Origin of the sequence: Streptomyces sp. NPDC021115 (assembly GCF_044333065.1) — a bacterium.
Classification (GTDB): domain Bacteria; phylum Actinomycetota; class Actinomycetes; order Streptomycetales; family Streptomycetaceae; genus Streptomyces.
The window spans coordinates 398,661-418,445 of the sequence record NZ_JBIRQF010000004.1 but is presented as its reverse complement, the minus strand read 5'-3'; the positions used below and the strand labels follow the sequence as shown (position 1 = coordinate 418,445).

The 19,785-nt window shown below is 73.6% G+C and carries 18 protein-coding genes; 3 read left to right on the top strand and 15 right to left on the bottom strand.

The features are described from left to right. The first annotated feature begins 163 nt into the window (after nucleotides 1–163). Complete coding sequence (locus ACH4TL_RS15885; RefSeq protein WP_398314399.1) at nucleotides 164–1,837, top strand: protein kinase; 1,674 nt, start codon at nucleotides 164–166, stop codon at nucleotides 1,835–1,837. Between the two features lie 7 nt (nucleotides 1,838–1,844). On the opposite strand, the gene ACH4TL_RS15880 is transcribed toward ACH4TL_RS15885, so the two are convergent. The 10 genes from ACH4TL_RS15880 to pdhA all read right to left on the bottom strand — a co-directional run bounded on the left by ACH4TL_RS15880 (nucleotide 1,845) and on the right by pdhA (nucleotide 12,301). Further along, nucleotides 1,845–2,780 (bottom strand): NAD-dependent epimerase/dehydratase family protein, encoded by a 936-nt coding sequence (locus ACH4TL_RS15880; protein WP_398314397.1) that lies wholly within the window; start codon nucleotides 2,778–2,780, stop codon nucleotides 1,845–1,847. Between the two features lie 210 nt (nucleotides 2,781–2,990). Then, entirely contained in the window at nucleotides 2,991–3,557 is a 567-nt protein-coding gene (locus ACH4TL_RS15875; protein WP_398314395.1) for a bacterial proteasome activator family protein, read from the bottom strand. A 93-nt stretch (nucleotides 3,558–3,650) separates the two neighbouring features. After that, nucleotides 3,651–4,106 carry a hypothetical protein gene (locus ACH4TL_RS15870; RefSeq protein ID WP_398314393.1) on the bottom strand — a complete coding sequence of 152 codons (456 nt, stop codon included), beginning with the start codon at nucleotides 4,104–4,106 and terminating at the stop codon, nucleotides 3,651–3,653. Between the two features lie 133 nt (nucleotides 4,107–4,239). Next, complete coding sequence (locus ACH4TL_RS15865) at nucleotides 4,240–5,217, bottom strand: NAD(P)H-quinone oxidoreductase (RefSeq protein ID WP_398314392.1); 978 nt, start codon at nucleotides 5,215–5,217, stop codon at nucleotides 4,240–4,242. A 10-nt stretch (nucleotides 5,218–5,227) separates the two neighbouring features. After that, the gene (locus ACH4TL_RS15860) at nucleotides 5,228–6,286 is read right to left on the bottom strand and encodes a potassium channel family protein (RefSeq protein ID WP_398314390.1); all 1,059 of its coding nucleotides are present in this window, start codon (nucleotides 6,284–6,286) and stop codon (nucleotides 5,228–5,230) included. Beyond that, nucleotides 6,283–7,974: a molybdopterin molybdotransferase MoeA gene (locus ACH4TL_RS15855; protein ID WP_398314388.1), complete on the bottom strand. Its 1,692-nt coding sequence runs from the start codon at nucleotides 7,972–7,974 to the stop codon at nucleotides 6,283–6,285. The genes ACH4TL_RS15860 and ACH4TL_RS15855 overlap by 4 nt, the downstream gene beginning before the upstream one ends. Further along, complete coding sequence (locus ACH4TL_RS15850) at nucleotides 7,971–8,789, bottom strand: NTP transferase domain-containing protein (protein ID WP_398314386.1); 819 nt, start codon at nucleotides 8,787–8,789, stop codon at nucleotides 7,971–7,973. The genes ACH4TL_RS15855 and ACH4TL_RS15850 overlap by 4 nt, the downstream gene beginning before the upstream one ends. Before the next feature lie 16 nt (nucleotides 8,790–8,805). Beyond that, on the bottom strand, nucleotides 8,806–10,143 hold the full coding sequence (locus ACH4TL_RS15845) for a dihydrolipoamide acetyltransferase family protein (RefSeq protein WP_398314384.1): 1,338 nt from the start codon (nucleotides 10,141–10,143) through the stop codon (nucleotides 8,806–8,808). Then, nucleotides 10,143–11,177 (bottom strand): alpha-ketoacid dehydrogenase subunit beta, encoded by a 1,035-nt coding sequence (locus tag ACH4TL_RS15840; RefSeq protein WP_398314382.1) that lies wholly within the window; start codon nucleotides 11,175–11,177, stop codon nucleotides 10,143–10,145. Before ACH4TL_RS15840 ends, ACH4TL_RS15845 begins: the two co-directional genes overlap by 1 nt. After that, the gene (gene pdhA / locus ACH4TL_RS15835) at nucleotides 11,174–12,301 is read right to left on the bottom strand and encodes a pyruvate dehydrogenase (acetyl-transferring) E1 component subunit alpha (protein WP_398314380.1); all 1,128 of its coding nucleotides are present in this window, start codon (nucleotides 12,299–12,301) and stop codon (nucleotides 11,174–11,176) included. The genes ACH4TL_RS15840 and pdhA overlap by 4 nt, the downstream gene beginning before the upstream one ends. Before the next feature lie 180 nt (nucleotides 12,302–12,481). Here pdhA and ACH4TL_RS15830 point away from each other — a divergent pair, with 180 nt between their 5' ends. Next, complete coding sequence (locus tag ACH4TL_RS15830) at nucleotides 12,482–12,970, top strand: Lrp/AsnC family transcriptional regulator (protein WP_398314378.1); 489 nt, start codon at nucleotides 12,482–12,484, stop codon at nucleotides 12,968–12,970. Here ACH4TL_RS15830 and ACH4TL_RS15825 read toward each other — a convergent pair. After that, complete coding sequence (locus ACH4TL_RS15825; RefSeq protein WP_398314376.1) at nucleotides 12,967–13,584, bottom strand: TetR/AcrR family transcriptional regulator; 618 nt, start codon at nucleotides 13,582–13,584, stop codon at nucleotides 12,967–12,969. The two genes, ACH4TL_RS15830 and ACH4TL_RS15825, sit on opposite strands and share 4 nt — an antisense overlap. Before the next feature lie 2 nt (nucleotides 13,585–13,586). Further along, a complete protein-coding gene (locus tag ACH4TL_RS15820) occupies nucleotides 13,587–15,119 on the bottom strand; it encodes a 3-hydroxyacyl-CoA dehydrogenase (protein ID WP_398314374.1) in 1,533 nt (510 codons plus the stop codon). 135 nt (nucleotides 15,120–15,254) lie between these two features. On the opposite strand from ACH4TL_RS15820, the gene paaN reads away from it, so the two are divergent. Beyond that, nucleotides 15,255–16,976 (top strand): phenylacetic acid degradation protein PaaN, encoded by a 1,722-nt coding sequence (gene paaN / locus ACH4TL_RS15815; RefSeq protein WP_398314372.1) that lies wholly within the window; start codon nucleotides 15,255–15,257, stop codon nucleotides 16,974–16,976. Here the strand turns inward: paaN and ACH4TL_RS15810 are convergent, their stop codons facing one another. The 3 genes from ACH4TL_RS15810 to ACH4TL_RS15800 are packed head-to-tail and all read right to left on the bottom strand — an operon-like array spanning nucleotide 16,977 to nucleotide 19,710. After that, nucleotides 16,977–17,735 carry a TrmH family RNA methyltransferase gene (locus ACH4TL_RS15810; protein ID WP_398314370.1) on the bottom strand — a complete coding sequence of 253 codons (759 nt, stop codon included), beginning with the start codon at nucleotides 17,733–17,735 and terminating at the stop codon, nucleotides 16,977–16,979. Continuing rightward, entirely contained in the window at nucleotides 17,732–19,027 is a 1,296-nt protein-coding gene (locus ACH4TL_RS15805) for an HTTM domain-containing protein (protein ID WP_398314910.1), read from the bottom strand. The genes ACH4TL_RS15810 and ACH4TL_RS15805 overlap by 4 nt, the downstream gene beginning before the upstream one ends. A gap of 2 nt (nucleotides 19,028–19,029) precedes the next feature. Beyond that, nucleotides 19,030–19,710: a DUF5819 family protein gene (locus ACH4TL_RS15800; RefSeq protein ID WP_398314369.1), complete on the bottom strand. Its 681-nt coding sequence runs from the start codon at nucleotides 19,708–19,710 to the stop codon at nucleotides 19,030–19,032. Nucleotides 19,711–19,785: the final 75 nt, after the last annotated feature.

The following is a 19,785-nucleotide window of genomic DNA, read 5'->3' as shown; positions in this document are numbered from 1 at the left end:
GCAAATCGCGTGACGGGTTCTTGAGCATCCGGTCACGGAACGGGCACGTGGCTTGACGTGTCCGTGGCCTGGGGCAGACTTGGCCACGATATCCGGAACATGAAGATCATGGCGTCGAAACGTGCGGGTCCGGACGGTGAGTGCGCCGAGGGGGAAGTAAGACATGAGCCAGCACGGCGCACCGGGCCGCTACCAGGGGAGTTCGCTCGCGGGCGGCCGCTACCAATTGCGGGACCTGCTCGGCGAGGGCGGCATGGCGTCGGTGCACCTCGCGTACGACTCCGTGCTGGACCGCCAGGTGGCGATCAAGACGCTGCACACGGAGCTGGGCCGCGAGCAGTCCTTCCGCGAGCGCTTCCGGCGCGAGGCCCAGGCCGTGGCGAAGCTCACGCACACCAATATCGTCTCGGTCTTCGACACCGGCGAGGATTCGCTCGACGGCGGACTCATGCCGTACATCGTCATGGAGTACGTCGAGGGACAGCCGCTGCGTTCCGTTCTCGACGCCGATGTGCGGCAATACGGCGCGATGCCGGCCGAAAAGGCGCTGAAAATCACCGGCGATGTTCTGGCGGCGCTGGAGATCAGTCACGAAATGGGGCTGGTCCACCGCGACATCAAGCCCGGTAACGTGATGATGACCAAGCGTAATGTGGTCAAAGTCATGGACTTCGGCATCGCCCGCGCCATGCAGTCCGGGGTCACCTCCATGACCCAGACCGGCATGGTCGTCGGCACCCCGCAGTACCTCTCGCCCGAGCAGGCGCTGGGCCGCGGCGTGGACGCCCGCAGCGACCTGTACTCGGTCGGCATCATGCTCTTCGAGCTGCTGACCGGGCGGCTCCCCTTCGACGCCGACTCGCCGCTCGCCATCGCGTACGCGCACGTGCAGGAGGAGCCGGTCGCGCCCTCCTCGATCAACCAGTCCATCCCGCCCGCGGTGGACGCGCTGGTCGCCCGCGCCCTGAAGAAGAACCCGAACGAGCGCTTCCCGACCGCCGAGGCCATGCGTGACGAGTGCGCCCGGGTCTCCCGCACCGGGCAGACCGGCGCCGCCCCGATCATCATCACCGGCGGCCCGCCCGCCAGCAGCAGCGGCTCCGGCGTGGGCGCGGCGGTCTTCCCGCCCGTCGACACCCCCGCGCCCGGCCCCGGCGGCGTCCAGACGCCGTATCAGCCGCAGGCCGGAGCGGGGCAGTACGGCACCTTCGGCCCCTCCACCCCGCCGCCGCCCACGATGCCGGTGGGCCAGCAGCAGTACGGCACCCCCGCCTCCCCGTACCAGGGCGGCCACGGCCCGAGCACCCCGCCGCCGTACAACATCTCGCCCGGCCCGGCTCCGTCGCCCTCGTCCGGCTCCCCGGGCGGTGGCGGCAGCAACAAGCGCGTGGTCATAGGCTCCGCCGTGGTGGCCGCGATCGCGGTCATCGGCGTCATCCTGGTCATCGCCCTCAACGGGTCCAACGGCGGCGGCGACAAGAAGGACGAGAGCAAGGGCGGCGGCGGCGCGAAGACCTCCGCCCCCGCGTCGTCGAAGCCCGCGGGCTTCCGCATGGGCGACAAGACGAAGACGATCGACCCGGCCAAGTGCAAGGACGCGTACGAGGACTCGGACGAGAAGGGCACGTACAGCGTGCCCGACTTCCAGAACCTCTACGTCGACTCGGTGAAGAAGTGCATCCGGGCCGCGGGCTGGAAGTACCGCGTCACGACCGAGGACGAGAACCTGTGGGGCAAGGGCACGGTCCTCAACTACACGTACCGCAACTACGAGCCGTACAACCCGGACACGGACACCATCGAGCTGACGGTCTCCACGGGAATGCCCGACGACTGACCCGCCTTCACGGCCGGTGCTGCCGCTGGTCGTGGAATCCGGTGCGCCACGTCGGGTGACGGGGGCGCCAGCCCAGGCGGCGGGCCAGGGTGTTGTCGGCGCCGCGCTCCCAGCCCTCCCGGTCCTCCCGGTCCTCCCGGTCCTCCCGGTGGGGAGCGACCGGGGCCGGTGCCGGGGCGCCGAGGGCGGCGGCGAGCGCGGGCAGCCAGTCACGGGCGGGCGCAGGTTCGTCGTCCACCACGTTCACCGGGCCGCTCGGCCAGCCCAGCGCGGCAACCGCGGCTCGGGCAGCGTCCGCGACATGGACGAACGAGCTGATCGCGCCGTTCGGCACCACCCGCCCCACCATCGCCGCCCCCGGCCGCGCGCCGGGCCCGTCCAGGGGCGTGCCGCGCAGGACGGCGTCCAGCGCCCCGCCGGGCGCGTACCAGGTGCCCGGCCCGTAGAACGTCCCGTAGCGCAGCACCACATGCGTCTCGATCTCGGCCACCGCCTCCTCCAGCGCCCGCAGGCTGCCCACCATGGCGGCGCGCGGCGGCACGGCCGCCGCATCGAGCGGGGTGGACTCGACGGCGGGGGTCGCGCCCGGTTCGTACGCCCAGGAGATGGACTGGGCGACGATGCGCCGGACCCCGGCGCGGCGGGCCGCGTCCACGAGGTGCCGGGTGCCCTCGCGGCGGATCCGCCCGTTCTCGGCGCGGTTGCCGCCCGCGAGGGCGGTCAGCTGGTGGATCACCGCGTCCGGGGCGGCGTCCGCCACCGCCCGTTCCACGCCCGCCGCGTCGAGGACGTCGAGCGGGACGGCCGCCGCGCCCTGGGCGCGCAGCCGCTCGGCGCCCCCGGCGGTGCGGGCGGTCCCGGTGACCCGGTGCCCGGCCGCGACGAGCAGGGGGACGAGGAGACGGCCGACGGCGCCGGTCGCCCCGGCGAGGAAGATGCGCATGGGGCGAGCGTAGGGACGCGGCGGACCAGCGTCAGGGGCCAATGAGGCGGCGCGGTCGTGGGCCACTTCGCCCGCTGAGCCGGAGGCACGGGGACGCGGGGACGCGGGGACGCGGGGACGCGGGGACGCGGGGACGCGAACGGCGGGCCGCCCCCGGATCTTCCGCTTCCGGGGGCGGCCCGCCGATGAGAGTCGCGCGGTGGGCGTGCGCTACAGATACGGGCCCGAGCGGGCGCCGCCGTGCTCAGGACCCATCCCCTGGCCGTCCTCACCGCCGCCCACGCCCGGGGGCAGCGCCCTGCGCATCTGCTCCAGCTGCGCGCGGGCCGCCATCTGCTGGGCGAACAGCGTCGTCTGGATGCCGTGGAACAGCCCCTCCAGCCAGCCGACCAACTGCGCCTGGGCGATGCGCAGTTCGGCCTCGGTCGGAACGGACTCCTCCGTAAAGGGCAGGGACAGCCGCTCCAGCTCCCCGATCAGCTCGGGGGCCAGACCGTCCTCCAGCTCCTTGACCGAACTGGCGTGGATCTCCTTGAGGCGCGCACGGCTCGCCTCGTCGAGGGGTGCGGCGCGGACCTCCTCCAGCAGCTGCTTGATCATGCTCCCGATCCGCATGACCTTGGCGGGCTGTTCGACCATGTCCGTCACGGGAACCTCGCGCGACTCGTCGTCACCACTGCCGTCGCCAGGAGTGACACCGCCGAGCGCCATGCCGTCCGGACCGACGACCAGGACGTGCGGGCTCTCCTGCGATCGTTCGTTCATCGGCTGGTTCATACCCCCATTGTTCCGCACCGCCACCTTTGGGGGAGCCCGCGGGTCATCTCAGGGGTGCCTCAGCGGTGCCGCGGGGGCGCCTCAGTGCCCGCCTCAGCCGCGCCGCAGCCGCAGGCCGAGGAAGGCCAGCCCGAGCCCAAGACCGGTCAGCGCAAGACCGGTACCCAGCGGCAGCACCCGCGACGCCCCGCCCCCGGGCGCGGCAGCGGTCCGCTCGGTGGCGTACGGACGATCATCCTGCGGCACCTCCCGCGCCCCGCGCCGCTCCCGCTCGTGGGGGAGACGAAGCGAGGACGGCGTCCAGTCCGGGACCAGCTGAAAGCGCGGGTCCGCCTGGTCCCGGCCGCCCGGGGTGGACGAGGGCCGCGCGGTGTCCCGCGAGGGGGTGGGCGCCGGGGTCCGGCCGGGGTGGGCCCGGCCCTCCCCGGCGTGGGTCCCCGCCAGACCGCCGCCGTCGTCATCGGCGCGCGCCGCCGCCTGCGGGGCGGCGAGCAGGGCGGCGCCCGCCAGCAGGGCCGTCGCGGGCAGGGTACGGAGTGCGGGGTTCACGGTGGTCACCCTCCCGTGCCGGGCAGATCAACTCGGGCACTTCACGGGACGAGCGTCACACGGTGGTGCGATACGGGCATTCCGGGCGCGCCCGATCAGGCCACGACGGCCGCGCGGCGCGCCCGGTCCGCGCTCAGAGCGTCAGCAGCACCTTGCCCACATGTCCGCTGGACTCCAGCAGCCGGTGGGCCTCCGCGGCCTCCCGCATCGGGAGCGTACGGTCCACGATCGCGCGGACCCGGCCGCTGCCGATCAGCGGCCAGACATGCTCCCGTACCGCCGCGACGATCGCCGCCTTCTGCCCCAGCGAACGGCCCCGCAGCCCGGTGGCCGTCACCGCTCCGCTCTTGGCCAGCAGCTTGACCAGGTTCAGCTCGGCCTTCGCGCCGCCCTGGAGGCCGATGATCGCCAGCCGTCCGTTGACGGCCAGCGCGTCCACGTTCTTGGCCAGGTACTTCGCCCCGACGATGTCCAGGATGACGTCCGCCCCGGCGCCGTCGGTGGCCGCCCGGACCTCCTCTACGAAATCCTGCTCGCGGTAGTTGATCAGTACGTCGGCGCCCAGCTCCCGGCAGGCCGCCAGCTTCTCGGCCGACCCGGCCGTGACCGCCACCCGCGCCCCGGCGGCCTTGGCGAGCTGGATGGCCATGGTGCCGATGCCGCTCGACCCGCCGTGCACCAACAGCGTCTCACCCGGCCGGAGATGGGCGATCATGAAGACGTTCGACCATACGGTCGCGGTCACTTCGGGCAGCCCGGCGGCGGTGACGAGGTCGACGCCCTCCGGCACCGGCAGCAGCTGCCCCGCCGGGACCGCCACCTTTCCGGCGTACCCGCCGCCCGCCAGCAGCGCGCACACCTCGTCGCCCACCGCCCAGCCGCTGACGCCGGGGCCCAGCTCCACGATCCGGCCCGAGCACTCCAGGCCGGGGTATTCGGGGGCGCCGGGCGGCGGCGGATAGTGGCCCTGCCGCTGCATCAGATCGGCGCGGTTGACGCCGCTGGCCACGACCTCGACCAGGACCTCCCCCTCGCCGGGCGCGGGATCGGGCACCTCCGTCCACTGGAGCGCGTCGGGACCGCCGGGTTCAGGAATGGTGATCGCATGCATGGCCGCGAGGCTACTCCTGGGGCAGCGGCGCGCGAACGATGGTGATCAGCCGGTCCGCGGCCTGCAACGGGCTCGCGTCGGGGTCGTCGTACGCCAGCAGGCGATGCCCGCGCCGTACGGACACCACCAGGTCGTCCGTGTCCCGCACCGACCTGCCCACCTCGGACTTCACCACCGTGCGCTCCACCAGGTCCAGGCCGCTGCCCTGCTGGATCAGGTCCTCGATCACCGCCCCCGCGGTCGGCGACTGGACGCTCAGCCCCAGCAGCCGCCCCGCCGCGCTCGCGCTCGTGATCACCGCGTCGGCGCCCGACTGGCGCAGCAGCGGCGCGTTCTCCTCCTCGCGCACCGCCGCCACGATGTTGGCGGCCTTGTTGAGCTGCCGCGCGGTCAGCGTGACCAGCACCGCCGTATCGTCCCGCTGGGTCGCGATCACGAACTGACGGGCCCGCTGCGCCTCCGCCCGCAGCAGCACATCGCTGCGGGTCGCGTCCCCCACCACGCCCGCGAACCCCTCCGAGGTGGCGGACTCGATCACCTTGTGGTTCGGATCGACCACCACCACCCGCTCCTTGGGCAGCCCGCCCGCGCAGAGCGTCTGGACGGCGGACCGGCCCTTGGTGCCGAAGCCGACGACGATGGTGTGATCGCGCAAGGCGGACCTCCAGCGGTTCAGGCGGTACTGCTCACGGGTGCGCTCGGCGAGGACTTCGAGCGTGGTGCCCACCAGGATGATCAGGAACAGCACACGCAGCGGCGTGACCAGCAGGATGTTGCTGAGCCTCGCGCTGTCGCTGTGCGGGACGATGTCGCCGTAGCCGGTCGTGGACAGCGTCACGGTGGAGTAGTAGACGGAGTCGAGGAAGTCGACATTGTCGTCGGCGTTGTCGTGGTAGCCGGTCCGGTCCATGTAGACGATCAGGACCGTCAGCACCAGGACGAGCAGCGCCAGCAGCAGCCGGCGGCCCACCTGGCGCAGCGGGCCGTCCGGGTAGCGCGGCAGTTGGACGCGGTGACCGGTGTCCTCCGGTGGCGTACGGGCCGCCGCGTCATGGCTGGGCAGCTTCACGCGTGGCCCTCCTGGGTGCGTATGCCTTCGTCGTCCCCGCTCCGGCCCATGTTCTCGCCGCTCTCGCCGCCTTCTCCGGTGCCGGTCGGCCAGGGCAGCTCCAGCACCTCGACCGCCACGCCGCGCCCGGCCCCGCCCGGCGGGATCACCGCGAGGCCGTCCGCGACCGCGATGCCGCGCAGCATCGCCGGACCGCTGAAGCGCAGCGGCCGCGCCTCGTCGTACCGGAACGCCACCGGCACCAGCCGGGTGTCGTGTGGATGCCCGCTCACCGCCTCGGCCAGTGGGGCCGGGCGGCGCTCGGGCGCGGGGCGGCCCGTCAGCGTCCGCAGCAGCGGCTCCGCGAGCGTCAGCAGCCCCGATACGGCGGCCAGCGGATTGCCCGGCAGGCCGACCAGATGCCGCCCGGGCCCGAGGCGGGCCAGCAGCATCGGATGGCCGGGCCGCACCTCCACCCCGTCCACCAGCAGCTCGGCGCCCAGCCGGTGCAGCGTGGGGTGCACATGGTCCACGGGGCCCGCCGCCGTGCCGCCGGTGGTCACGATCAGCTCCGCCGACGACCTGTGGATCGCCGCGTACAGCGCGTCCGCCTCATCGGTCACCTGACGGGTGCCCGACACCTCGGCGCCCAGCGCCCGCAGCCACGGCCCGAGCATGGGCCCCAGCGCGTCCCGGATGCCGCCGTCGCGGGGCAGCCCCCGGTGCAGCAGCTCGTCGCCGAGGACCAGCACCTCGACCCGCGGCCTGCGTACGGTCGCCAGCTCGTCGTACCCGGCGGCGGCCGCGAGCCCCAGCACGGCGGGCGTGACGCGGGTGCCCGCTGGCAGCAGCTGATCGCCGCTGCGGCACTCCTGGCCGCGCGGGCGGATGTCCTGCCCGAAGGCGACCGGCTGCGGCGCCTTCGCCGCGTACAGCCAGCCGTCGCCGGTGTCCGCGCCGTACTCCGTGCGCAGCACGGCGGTGGCGCCGGGCGGGATCCGGGCGCCGGTGGCGATCTGCACGGCGTGCCCGTCGGACAGCGGGTCGACCGCGCCCGGTCCCGCCAGGATGCCGCGCCCCGACCGGCCGGCCGTCAGCCGCCACGGGCCGGGACCGGCCAGCGCCCAGCCGTCCATGGCGGACGTGTCGAACGGCGGCAGGTCGGTCAGCGCGGTGAGGGGTTCGGCGAGGACGTGGCCGAGCGCGTCGTCCAGCGCCCGCGGGACGGGCGCCGCCTTGGCGACGGCCCCGGCGGGCGCGCGGGCGGCGATGCGGCGGGCTTCGGGCCAGGAAGTCAGATGGGCCGCCTCGGATGGTGCGGTGTCGTCGGATGCGGGGGCGGGGTCGGCTGGTGGACGAGGGGCCTCGGCCGCGTCGTCACGGCGCCGGGGGCCCGGAGGCGCGAAGTCGTCCAGGAGGAAGTCCCCCAGGGGCCCCGCGTACGGCGGCGGGTCTCCACCCGGTGGCCTCGTCGGGCCGGAACGCCTCAGGCTCGGCGGCGGCCAGCCCAGCGCGTCGTCGGGCTCGTCCCTGGGCGCCGCCTCGGGCTCCGGGGCGCCATGGCGGATCGTGCGCGCCACGCTCGGCGGGGGCCAGCCCAGCTCGGGGTCCGGCACGTCCGGCGGGGGCGAGGCCCGCTCGGCGGTGGCCCTCTCGTTGGCCAGGGCCAGGGCCTCGTCGACCTGGCGGTCGAGCTTGTCGTCCTTCATTCCTCATCGGCCCAACGCGCCGCCAGGGCCGCCGCCTTGCGGCTGGCGTCGGCAAGGGCCTCGGGTCCGCCGCCCTGCTGCGCGGCGGCATAGCCGACGAGGAACGTGGTCAGCGGGGCTGCGGGCCGGGCGACACCGTGCGCGGCGTCCCGGGCCAGGTCGAGGAGGGCGGCGGTGTCGACGTCGAGGTCGATACCCAGCTCGGCTTTGACTGCGGCAATCCATTCTTCCAGCACGTGTCCATGCTCCCTGATCCGTGCACGGGCCGTCGTGATGTCCTCCCAGGTGTCGCAGTCGAAGGACGCGGTGGCGTGCGGGATGTGGCGGAGCTTCAGCTCGCCGGTGAGCAGCCGGAGAGGCAGCCCGCCCAGGCCCCCGTGCTCGGCGGCGAGCAGGGCGATCTCCCGCCGCAGCGGTTCGGCCCGGTAGGCGGCGACGAGCGGCTGCTCGCGCCCGTCGGGATCGGTGAGCACGGCGCCGTCGGCCTGTCCGAGCCCGGCGAGCAGGGCCCGCACGGTCTCCCCGGTGAGGAACGGCAGGTCGGCGGAGAGCAGCAGGACCACGGGGGCGTTCGTCCCCCGCACGCCCGCGTCGACGGCCGCGACCGGCCCGCCCCCTGGCGGCTCCTCCCGCGCCCACCGCACGGGCCGTACGGTGGGGCGGCGCGGCCCGACGACCACGGTCCGCCCGGCACCTCCGCACGCCCCCAGCACCCGGTCCAGCAGGGCCCGTCCACCGACCCGGAGCGCGGGCTTGTCCACGCCGCCGAGCCGCCGGGCGGCGCCCCCGGCCAGGATCACCGCGTCATACGTCACCCCCCGAGTATGGCCGCTAGAGCCCCCTCAGCAGTACCGAGGGCTGCTCCACGCAGTCCGCCACGTACCGCAGGAACCCGCCCGCCGTCCCGCCGTCGCACACCCGGTGGTCGAACGTGAACGACAGCTGCACCACATGCCGGACCGCCAGCTCACCGTCGTGCACCCACGGCTTGGCCGCGATCCGCCCGACGCCGAGCATGGCCGCCTCGGGGTGGTTGATGATCGGGGTGGAACCGTCGACCCCGAACACGCCGTAGTTGTTCAGCGTGAACGTGCCGCCCGTGAGGTCGGCAGGGGACAGGGCACCCTCGCGGGCCGCCTCGGTCAGCCGGGACATCTCGGTGGCCAGCCCCTCGACGCTGCGCGTATGGGCGTCGCGCACGACGGGGACGACGAGACCGCGGTCCGTCTGCGCCGCGAACCCCAGGTGCACCCCGCCGAGCCGGACCACCTCGCGGCGCTCCATGTCGACCGTGGCGTTGAGGTCGGGGAAGCGGGCGAGGGCCGCCGTGCAGATGCGGGCCAGCAGGGCGAGCACGGAGATCTTGGGACCCCCCGCGGCGTTCATGGCCGTGCGGGCGGCGAGCAGTTCGGTGGCGTCGGCGTCCACCCAGCACGTCGCGTCGGGGATCTCGCGGCGGCTGCGCGCGAGCTTGTCGGCCACCGCGCCACGCACCCCGCGCAGGGGGATGCGCTCCTCGTGCGCCGAGTCCGGCCTCCTCGGAGCGGCCGTTTCCTGAACAGCCGCTTCCGGGACGGCCTCTCCCCGGACGCCCGTCTCCTCCACGGCCCGCTCCACGTCGGCGCGCAGGATCAGGCCCTCGGGGCCGGAACCCACCAGCTGCCGCAGGTCGACGCCGTGCTGCCGGGCCAGCCGCCGGACCAGGGGAGAGATCACCGGAATGGGACCCTCGGTGGTCTTGGCCGTCACCTCTCCATTGGCGGGCCGCACCCGGCGCCGCCGCGCGGCGGGCGCGGCCGTGCCATAGCCGACGAGCACATTGCCGGAGCCACCGGATTCACCACCCGGCCCACCGGAGGACGCGGGCACTTCCGCGCCGTGTGTCTCGGCGGAACCATCCGTCGTATCCGGCCCACCGGACCCACCGGAAGACGCCACCGTCAGCAGCGGCGCACCCACCGGCAGCTCCGTGCCCTCCTCCCCGAAGCGCGCCGTCACCACCCCCGCATACGGGCACGGCACGTCCACCATGGCCTTCGCGGTCTCGACCTCCACGACCGGCTGGTCGATCGCGACGACGTCGCCGACCTGGACCAGCCAGCGCACGATCTCCGCCCCGGTCAGCCCCTCCCCCAGGTCGGGCAGCGTGAACTCCCGCACGACAGCCATCAGACCGCGCTCCCCTCGGTCCACTCCGCCTCCCACTGGAGCCGGGCGACGGCGTCCAGCACCCGGTCCACACCGGGCAGATGGTGCCGCTCCAGCATCGGCGGCGGATACGGGATGTCGAACCCGGCGACCCGCAGCACGGGCGCCTCCAAGTGGTGGAAGCACCGCTCGGTGACGCGGGCGGCGATCTCGCCCCCGGGGCCGCCGAAACCGGCCGACTCGTGGACGACGACCGCCCGCCCGGTGCGGCGCACGGAGGCGCACACGGTCTCGTCGTCGAACGGGACGAGCGAGCGCAGATCCACGACCTCCAGGTGCCAGCCCTCGGCCCGGGCCGCCTCGGCGGCCTCGAGGCACACCGGGACGGACGGCCCGTACGAGATCAGCGTGGCGCTCCGGCCCCCGCCGGCCGCGCCGTGGACCACCGCCCGCCCGATCGGCGGGACCTCGGCCGGATGGTCGGCGTCCCAGTCGGCCTTGGACCAGTACAGCCGCTTGGGTTCGAGGAAGACCACCGGATCGTCGGAGGCGATGGCGGCCCGCAGCAGCCCGTACGCGTCGGCGACGGTCGCCGGGGCGACGACATGGAGGCCGGGGGTCGCCATGTAGTACGCCTCGGAGGAGTCGCTGTGGTGCTCGACGCCGCCGATGCCGCCGCCGTACGGCACGCGCACGGTGAGCGGCAGCGGCACCGCGCCCCTGGTGCGGTTGCGCATCCGGGAGACATGGCTGACGAGCTGCTCGAAGGAGGGATAGGCGAAGGCGTCGAACTGCATCTCCACGACGGGCCGCAGCCCGTACATGGCCATCCCGACGGCGGTGCCCAGGATGCCCGCCTCCGCCAGCGGAGTGTCCGTACAGCGGTCGTCGCCGAACTCCTCGGCGAGCCCGCTGGTGATGCGGAAGACGCCGCCCAGGGTGCCGACGTCCTCGCCGAGGACATGGACGGACGGGTCGGCCTCCATGGCGTCGCGCAGCGCCCGGCCGAGGGCCTGGGCCATGGTGGCGGGCTTGCGCTCGGTGGCGGTGGTCATCGCTCCCCCTCGGCGTCGAGCTCGGCCCGCAGCTGCGCCGCCTGCTCCCGCAGCTGGCTGGTCTTCTCGGCGTAGACGTGCTCGAACAGCTCCAGGGGGTCGAGGACCGGGTCCTGGTGCATGCGGGTGCGCAGATCGGCGGCCAGCCGCTCGGCCGAGTCGCGCACGGCCCGGGCGGCGTCGTCGTCCAGCAGCCCGCGGTCCCGCATGGCTCCCTCCAGGAGCGCTATCGGGTCGTGTTCGCGCCATGCCTCGACCTCGGCGTCGGAGCGGTAGCGGGTGGCGTCGTCGGCGTTGGTGTGGGCGTCCATCCGGTAGGTGACGGCCTCGACCAGGGTGGGGCCGCCACCGCCACGGGCCCGGCGGACGGCCTCGCCGAGGACATGGTGGACGGCGGCCGCGTCATTGCCGTCGACGAGCCGCCCGGGCATCCCGTAGCCGACCGCCTTGTGGGCGAGGGAGGGGGCGGCGGTCTGCTTGGCGAGCGGGACGGAGATCGCGAAGCCGTTGTTCTGGACGAGGAAGACGACGGGGGCCTGCCAGACGGCCGCGAAGTTCAGCGCCTCGTGGAAGTCGCCCTCGCTGGTGCCGCCGTCGCCGACCAGGGCGAGCGCCACGACGTCGTCACCCTTGAGGCGCGCGGCGTGGGCCAGGCCCACCGCGTGCGGCAGCTGGGTGGCCAGCGGGGTGCTCAGCGGGGCGATCCGGTGCTCCCGGGGGTCGTAGCCCGAGTGCCAGTCGCCGCGCAGCAGGGTCAGCGCCCGGACCGGGTCGAGGCCACGGGCGACGGCTGCCAGGGTGTCCCGGTAGCTGGGGAAGAGCCAGTCCCGCTCCTCCAGCACCAGACCGGCGGCCACCTGGCACGCCTCCTGCCCGGTCGAGGAGGGATAGACGGCCAGCCTGCCCTGCCGGGTGAGGGCGGTGGCCTGCGCGTTGTAACGGCGGCCGTGCACCAGCTCACGGTGGAGCCTGGTCAGCAGCTCGGGGGCGAGGTCGGCGGCGGCGGAGGTGCCCAGCAGGCGGTACGGCTCGGGGTCGGGCAGCAGCGGTGCGGCGTCGGTGCGGGGCCGCCAGGCGGGCGGGGGAGTGGGGCGGTAGGCGCCGGGCTGCTCTAGGACCGTCATGACACGACCTCCTGGGCGGGCAGACTGCTGGAGGGCGGGCGTGCCAGGCGGCAGCACCCTCACCTACCGATTGTTCGGTCGTTGACGCATTTTGGCTACAGGCGACCCGAGCCTGTGGACAAACGGTTCTGCACAACCTGAGATGAAGACAGGACGTCCATGAAGGGGAGGCAGGGCGGTATGCAGGACGAACAGATGGCCAATCCGGACGGCAAACCTCCAGCGCGCCCTCTGGACCCCATCGACCGCGACATCCTGCGGCTGCTCCGGACGGACGGCCGGGCCTCCATACGGTCGGTGGCCGAGCAGGTGCACGTCTCGCGCGCCAACGCCTATGCCCGGATCAACCGGCTGCTCGACGACGGGGTGATCCGGGGCTTCAGCGCCCGCGTGGACCAGGAGCGGGCCGGGCAGGGGGCGTCCGCTTACATCACGCTGAAGATCGTCCAGAACTCCTGGCGCACCGTGCGCGAACAGCTCGGAATGCTGCCGGGAGCGGCGCACATCGCCCTGGTCAGCGGCGATTTCGATGTACTGCTGCTGGTGCACACCGAGGACAACCGCTCGCTGCGCGAACTGGTCCTCACCCGGATCCAGGCCATCCCTGAGGTGCTGAGCACCCGCACCCTGCTGGTCTTCGAGGAGACGGACCTCGACCCGGAGGTCTAGGGGGTGTCCTCCCCCTGGCTCGCGGAGGGGACGCGCAGCCCCGCGAAGGCGGTGCGGACCACGGCCTCGGCCACCTCGTCGGCCCCGGCGGCGCCGCCCCGTCCCGGCCGGTACCACTCCACGATGGAGTTGATCATTCCGAAGAGCAGCCGGGTCGCCAGCCGCGCGTCCACGTCGGCGCGCAGGTCACCGTCGGCGGCCGCGCGCTTCAGCAGCGCGGCGACCTCGTGGTCGAACTCCCGCCGGCGCTCCATGGCCCACCGTTCGGTGTCCGTGTTGCCGCGCACCCGCAGCAGCAGCGTGACGTACGGCAGCTCCGCCATCAGCACCTCGGCGGTGCGCCGGGTCACGTACTCCAGCCGCTCGATCGCCCGGCCGTCGCACGCGCCCGGCTCCCGGAGGATGCCGAACAGCCCGTCCAGCGCGCGGCTTATGGCCCGCTGGAGCAGCTCTTCCTTGCCCTTGACGTGGTGGTAGATCGAGGACTTGGAGATCCCCGCGGCGCGGGAGAGGTGCTCCATGGAGGTGCCGTCGTACCCGCGCTCGTTGAACACCTCCACGGCGACCGCGAGCAGCGATTCGGGCGTATAGGTGTCGCGCTTGACCATGGTCATGATTAGAGCAGCTTTCCTTCGACGGCAGCACGCCGGATCAGTGCCTGGGAGGGGGCGTAGCGGCCGGTCGGCCAGGCGCCGTGCAGGTTCTCCAGCACCGTGCGCACCCAGTCGGCGCCGAGCAGGGACCCCCAGTGCAGCGGACCGCGCGGATAGTTGACGCCGGTGCGCATGGCCGTGTCGATGTCCCCGGCGCTCGCCACCTCGCGGGCGACGGCGTCCATGGCGAAGTCCACGAGCATCGCGACGGTGCGGGCCACGATCATCCCGGGAAGGTCCTCCACCACGCTCACCTCCTTGCCGAGGGCCTGGAAGAGGCCGGTCGCGGCCGCCAGGGACGCCGGGGAGGCGGTCGCGGAGGGGGCGAGGGCGATGCGGGTGGCGGTGCGGTAGTCCAGCGCCAGGTCGAAGCGGATGCCGGGGGCGGACGGGTCCGCGGTGGCGGCGGAGCCGTCGGTCAGGGACAGCCGGGTGCCGTCGGGCAGCGCGAGGAAGCCGCCGGATCCGGCCTCCGCCACGGGCTCGCGCGCCAGCGTGATGCCCGTCTCCTCGATGAGGGGGACGAGCCCGGCGGCGGGCCCCAGATCACCGTGGAGGGCGATCTTCGCGGGGGCCTCGCACGGTTCGGCGGTGTGCGGACGGGGGCGCGGGGCGCCCTCGGCGTGGTCGTACCAGCCGCGGCCGGTCTTGCGCCCGTGCAGCCCGGCGTCGACCAGGCGGCGCTGGGCGAGGGACGGGGTGAATTTCGGGTCGTGGAACAGCGATTCCCAGACGGATCGGGTGACGGCCTCGTTCACGTCCTGGCCGATGAGGTCGGTCAGCTCGAAGGGGCCCATCCGGAAGCCGCCGGAATCGCGCAGCACGGCGTCGATGGTCGCGGGGTCGGCGCCGCCCTCCTCGTACACCCGGAAGGCCTCGGCGTAGAAGGGGCGGGCGATCCGGTTGACGATGAACCCGGGGGTGTCGGCGCAGCGCACCGGGGTCTTGCCCCATGCGGCGACGGTGTCGTACGCGCGGTCGGCCGCGCCCCGGTCGGTGGCGAAGCCGCGGACGACCTCGACCAGCGGCAGCAGCGGGGCCGGGTTGAAGAAGTGGAGGCCGACGAGGCGGCCCGGGTGGCGCAGTGCGCCCGCGACGGCCGTGACGGAGAGGGAGGAGGTGTTGGTGGCGAGCAGACAGCGCTCGGAGACGACGGTTTCGAGGGCGGTGAACAGCTGCTGCTTGGCGCCCAGCTCCTCAAGGATGGCCTCGATGGCCAGCTCGGTGTCGGCCAGGTCCGCGAGCCGGTCGACGGGGGCGAGCCGGCCGAGGGCGGCGTCGCGGTCGGCCGCGGCGAGCGCGTCCTTGGCGACCAGCCGGCCGAGCCGGGCGGCGATGGCGTCCACGGCCTGGGCGGCCCGTCCTGGCGCGGCGTCATAGAGCCGCACCGGATGCCCGGCGACCAGCGCGACCTGGGCGATTCCCTGGCCCATGGTGCCGGTGCCGACGACGGCTACGGTGCTGGTGCGCGGGAGTCCACGGTCGCTCGCACTCATGCGGCTGATCCTTTTCGACGAAGTTTTCCACAGGTCCGCCAGGGCCCTCTTGTCCCGACCGATCGTTCGGTTAATCTAACTCTGTCGCCACTTCCAGCCCAGCTCAATCCCAGCTCGACGAGGAGTTGGTCAGCCGTGACCGCCGGACTCACCACAGACCAGTTGACGAAGACGCACCGTCCCACCCTCGACCAGGCCCTGGAGGCGATCCGTACCCGCGCCTACTGGTCCCCGCACCCCGAGCATCCGAAGGCGTACGGCGGGGAGGGCCAGGGCGGCCGCCCGAGCCTGAGCGTCGCCGAGGGCCAGGCCGCCTTCGAGGCGCTGCGCGGCACGCGCCTGGAGCTGGACCAGCCGGGCACCGACGGCTGGGCGGGCTCCGAGATCTCGCCGTACGGGGCCGGGATGGGCATGGAGTATCCGCACCCGGATATCGACGTGCTGCTGCCCGCGATGCGGGCGGGGATGCCCGCCTGGCGGGATGCCGGGCCCGAGGCGCGGGCCATGGTCTGCCTGGAGATCCTGGCCCGGATCAGCGCCCGCTCGCACGAGTTCGCGCAAGCGGTGATGCACACCAGCGGACAGGCGTACATGATGGCGTTCCAGGCGGGCGGCCCGCACGCCCAGGACCGCGGCCTGGAGGCCGTGGCGTACGCGTTCGCGGAGCAGACGCGCACGCCGGGGGCCGCCGACTGGTCCAAGCCCCAGGGCAAGCGCGATCCGCTGGAGCTGCGCAAGAGCTTCACCGCGGTGCCGCGCGGCATCGCCCTGCTGATCGGGTGCAGCACCTTCCCCACGTGGAACGGCTACCCGGGCCTGTTCGCCTCGCTGGCCACCGGCAACCCGGTGCTGGTCAAGCCGCATCCGCAGGCGGTGCTGCCGCTCGCGCTGACCGTCCGGATCGCGCGCGAGGTGCTGAGGGAAACGGGCTTTGACCCCAATCTGGTGGCGCTGGCGGCCGAGCGGCCGGACGAGGGCATCGCCAAGGTCCTCGCCGTGCGCCCCGAGATCCGCATCATCGACTACACGGGCTCGACCGCCTTCGGCGACTGGCTGGAGACCCATGCCCGCCAGGCCCAGGTCTTCACGGAGAAGGCGGGGGTCAACACGGTCGTCATCGACTCCACCGACGACTACCGGGGCATGCTGGCCAATCTGGCGTTCTCCCTGTCCCTCTACAGCGGCCAGATGTGCACCACCCCGCAGAATCTGCTGATCCCCCGCGACGGCATCACCACCGACGCGGGCCCCAAGTCGTACGACGAGGTGGTGGCCGACCTGGCGGCCGCGGTCGACGGGCTGCTGGGCGACGACGCGCGGGCGAGCGCGCTGCTCGGCGCGATCGTGGGCCTGCGGGTGCGGGAGCGGCTGGAGGCCGCCCCCGGGCTCGGCGCGGTCGCGCTCGCCTCCCGCGCGGTGACCCACCCCGAGTTCCCGGACGCCACGGTGCGCACGCCGCTGATGGTGAAGGCGGACGGGGCGCGGAAGTTCTGGGAGGCGGCGGACGCGGACGCGCCCTATCTCTCCGAATGCTTCGGCCCGGTGTCCTTCGCCGTCGCGGTCGACTCGGCGGCGGACGCGGTCGCCCTGCTGCGCCGCACCACCCGGGACAAGGGCGCGATGACGGTCGGTGCGTACACGACGTCGCCCGAGGTGGAGCGGCTGATCGAGGAGGCGTGTCTGGAGGAGTGCGCCCAGCTGTCGCTGAACCTGACCGGCGGGGTCTATGTGAACCAGACCGCGGCCTTCTCGGACTTCCACGGCTCGGGCGGCAACCCGTCGGCGAACGCCGCGCTGTGCGACGGGGCGTTCGTGGCGAGCCGCTTCCGCATGGTGGAGGTGCGCCGCCCGGCCTGATCAGGGCATGGCCGGTCCTCCCCAGTGGAACAGGGCCATGGCCACGCTGGTGGCCAGGTTGTAGCTGGACACCTGCGGTCGCATGGGGAGGGCCACCAGCCGGGTGGCCCGCTTGCGCAGCTCCGGCGACAGCCCGTGCCGCTCGGAGCCGAACGCCAGCAGCGCGTCATCGGGGAGGGCCAGGGACCGGATGTCCTCCCCGTCCGCGTCCAGGGCGTACAGCGGCCCCGGCGGGAGGGCGTCGTCCGGCAGCCGCTCGACCGCGGTGGCGAAGTGGAGGCCCGCGCCCGAGCGCACGGCGTTCGGATGCCAGGGGTCGAGGTCCCCGGTGGTGACGACCCCCGTGGCCCCGAACCCGGCCGCGAGCCGGACCACGGCACCGACGTTGCCGAGGTTGCGGGGGTTGTCCAGGACGACGACCGGCGCGGGCCTCGGCAGCCGGGCCAGGGCGTCCAGGTTTCCCTGCCGCCCGGGCCGGACCGCCAGCGCGGCGACGCGGGTGGGGTGCACCCGGGGGACGAGGGTGCGCAGCGTCTGGTCCGGCACCTCCACCAGGAGGTCCGTGATCACCTCGGTGAGATCACCGGCCAGCTCCCCCGCCAGCTCCACCGCGGCGGCCTTGTCACTGGTGACCGCGGTCCGCACCTCGGCGCCGAAGCGAAGGGCGTGCTTCAGCGCGTGGAAGCCGTCGAGCAGCACGGTCCCGGGGCCCGTCTCACGCCACTGCCGCGCGGCCCGCGTGGCCTGGTCCTCAGTCATCCCCTCAGCGTACGGGGGCCGGGACGGTCGTCCGGGGCCGCCGAAGAAGCTCGCCGGCCCGTGAGGGTGGGGGCGGGCTCCTCGCCGTCCTTTGGCGCCCGCTGGCGGGGCAGGGGCAGACGGACGGCGCGCGCGGCCAGCCGGTCGCGGGCCCCGGCCGCCTTCCGGCCGGTCCAGCGCAGGAAGGCGGTCGGCAGGAACACCGCGTCCGCGGAGATGGCGGCGAGCGAGAAGAACGGCAGGCCGAGCGCGACGGCGATGCCGATGTGCTCCAGCATCAGCAGCACCAGCATGACGTTCTTCGCGCGGCGGTTCAGCAGGGTGAAGGGGAAGCCGACCTGCACGATGACCGTGCCGTAGGTCAGCAGCATCACCAGGGTGCCGCTGCTCGCGAGCGCGTCGGCCAGGGACGGCCAGGGAGAGAAGTAGTCCAGGTGCAGCGGGTAGTAGAGGGCGGTGCCGTCCTGCCAGCGCGTTCCCTGGACCTTGTACCAGCCCGCCGAGGCGTAGAGCAGACACACCTCACCCATGATCACCAGCAGTGCGCCGTTGTGCGCCAGGTTGGCGAGCATGTCCAGAACGGTGCGCGGCTCCCCCGGTGCGTAGCGCTGCGCGAGCCACCAGCCGCCCTGGACGAGCCACAGCCCCCACAGGATCGTGGCCCAGCCCAGACCCGGGAGCGGGCCGTCGGCGACCGGGGACGGCCCGGCGCCGCTGAACAGCTGGATCCAGGCCAGGGCGAGCCCCAGGACGGTCCACAGCACGATTCCGGTCGTGTCCCGGGGCGGCTCGGTCCCCTCCCCGTCCGCGTCCGGGCGGCGGGCGGAGCGGCGGGCGTCGAGCGACCAGACCTGGCCGCACCGGGTGAGCACCAGGTACAGCGACGCCAGATGGATGAGGTTGTCGCCGCCGTCGCCGATGAAGATGGAGCGGTTCTGGAGCGACAGCACGCCCAGCATGAACAGCACGGACATGGTGCGGGTGCGCCAGCCGAGCAGGAGCAGCAGGGACGAGACGAGGGCGAGGGCGTAGACGGTCTCGAACCACACGCCGCTGTCGGACCACATGAGCGCGGTGAAGGCGTGGTTGCCGTCGATCAGCCGGCGGGCCATGTCCCAGTTCCAGGGGCCGTCGGGGCCGTACAGCTCCCGGCGGTGGGGCCATTCGCGGAGCAGGAAGAGCAGCCAGGTGAAGGAGAAGCCGATGCGCACCACGGCCGTCTGGTAGGGGCCGAGCGCGGCTCCGGTGACGCGGGCGTGGCCGCGCGCCACGGCGGCCTGGACGGTGGATATGGTCACCGGCGCGCCCCCTCCGGAACGTCGGCCCGGGTCACCGTCCACCAGGGCAGGGTCCGGTAGAAGGTCTTGGTGTCGGTCTTCTCGTCGCTCCACGGCGGTGCGGCCAGCTGCGTGGTCGCGGACCGCACCTGGACGCGCTGCACCGCGCCGCCGTCCCGCTCCGGGCCGAGGCGGAGCATGACGATCCGGCGGATGTACTGCTCGGAGAGGCTGCCGCGGGTGCCGTTGGGCTTCTCCTGCGCGTCGTGCGAGCCGACGTAGAACTCCCAGGCGCGGCGCAGTTCGTTCTGCTGGGTGTGGCTGGGCAGCGGGTTGTGGTGGATGGCGGCACCGTCCTGCGCGGAGAGGCTGGTCCAGCGGGTGGTCGCGAGGCCGCCCTCGGGGGTGCGGACCTCGGCCCGGGCCTGGATGGCGATGTCCTGCTGGAGGGGATTGGGAGCGAAGAGCTTCCAGTTCCGCTCGAATTCGGGGTAGGTGTAGTCGTCCATGGCCGCGCCGTACCGCTTGCTGATCGTGTTGGGCGGCGCGACGCTCAGGAACGCCATCCCGAGGTGAAGGGCCACGGCGACCGCGACGGCCGCGACCGCCACCGCGACGATCAGCTGTGACGGCAGGGAGAGCGCGCCGAGCCGTTCCGCCGCCGCGTCGTCCGGCTCACCCGGCTCCGTTACCGCCATGCCCCGCCCCACTCCCGATGGTCCAGGTCCGCGCACCCGGCCCGGGCGGCTGCTCGCCCACGGCCCCCGGCGGGT

Coding starts and splice junctions, on each gene's coding strand:
- ACH4TL_RS15885 (WP_398314399.1), top strand. CDS start 164: ATGAGCCAGCACGGCGCACCGGGCCGCTACCAGGGGAGTTCGCTCGCG.
- ACH4TL_RS15880 (WP_398314397.1), bottom strand. CDS start 2,780: ATGCGCATCTTCCTCGCCGGGGCGACCGGCGCCGTCGGCCGTCTCCTC.
- ACH4TL_RS15875 (WP_398314395.1), bottom strand. CDS start 3,557: ATGAACCAGCCGATGAACGAACGATCGCAGGAGAGCCCGCACGTCCTG.
- ACH4TL_RS15865 (WP_398314392.1), bottom strand. CDS start 5,217: ATGCATGCGATCACCATTCCTGAACCCGGCGGTCCCGACGCGCTCCAG.
- ACH4TL_RS15855 (WP_398314388.1), bottom strand. CDS start 7,974: ATGAAGGACGACAAGCTCGACCGCCAGGTCGACGAGGCCCTGGCCCTG.
- ACH4TL_RS15845 (WP_398314384.1), bottom strand. CDS start 10,143: ATGGCTGTCGTGCGGGAGTTCACGCTGCCCGACCTGGGGGAGGGGCTG.
- ACH4TL_RS15840 (WP_398314382.1), bottom strand. CDS start 11,177: ATGACCACCGCCACCGAGCGCAAGCCCGCCACCATGGCCCAGGCCCTC.
- pdhA (WP_398314380.1), bottom strand. CDS start 12,301: ATGACGGTCCTAGAGCAGCCCGGCGCCTACCGCCCCACTCCCCCGCCC.
- ACH4TL_RS15830 (WP_398314378.1), top strand. CDS start 12,482: ATGCAGGACGAACAGATGGCCAATCCGGACGGCAAACCTCCAGCGCGC.
- ACH4TL_RS15825 (WP_398314376.1), bottom strand. CDS start 13,584: ATGACCATGGTCAAGCGCGACACCTATACGCCCGAATCGCTGCTCGCG.
- ACH4TL_RS15820 (WP_398314374.1), bottom strand. CDS start 15,119: ATGAGTGCGAGCGACCGTGGACTCCCGCGCACCAGCACCGTAGCCGTC.
- ACH4TL_RS15810 (WP_398314370.1), bottom strand. CDS start 17,735: ATGACTGAGGACCAGGCCACGCGGGCCGCGCGGCAGTGGCGTGAGACG.
- ACH4TL_RS15800 (WP_398314369.1), bottom strand. CDS start 19,710: ATGGCGGTAACGGAGCCGGGTGAGCCGGACGACGCGGCGGCGGAACGG.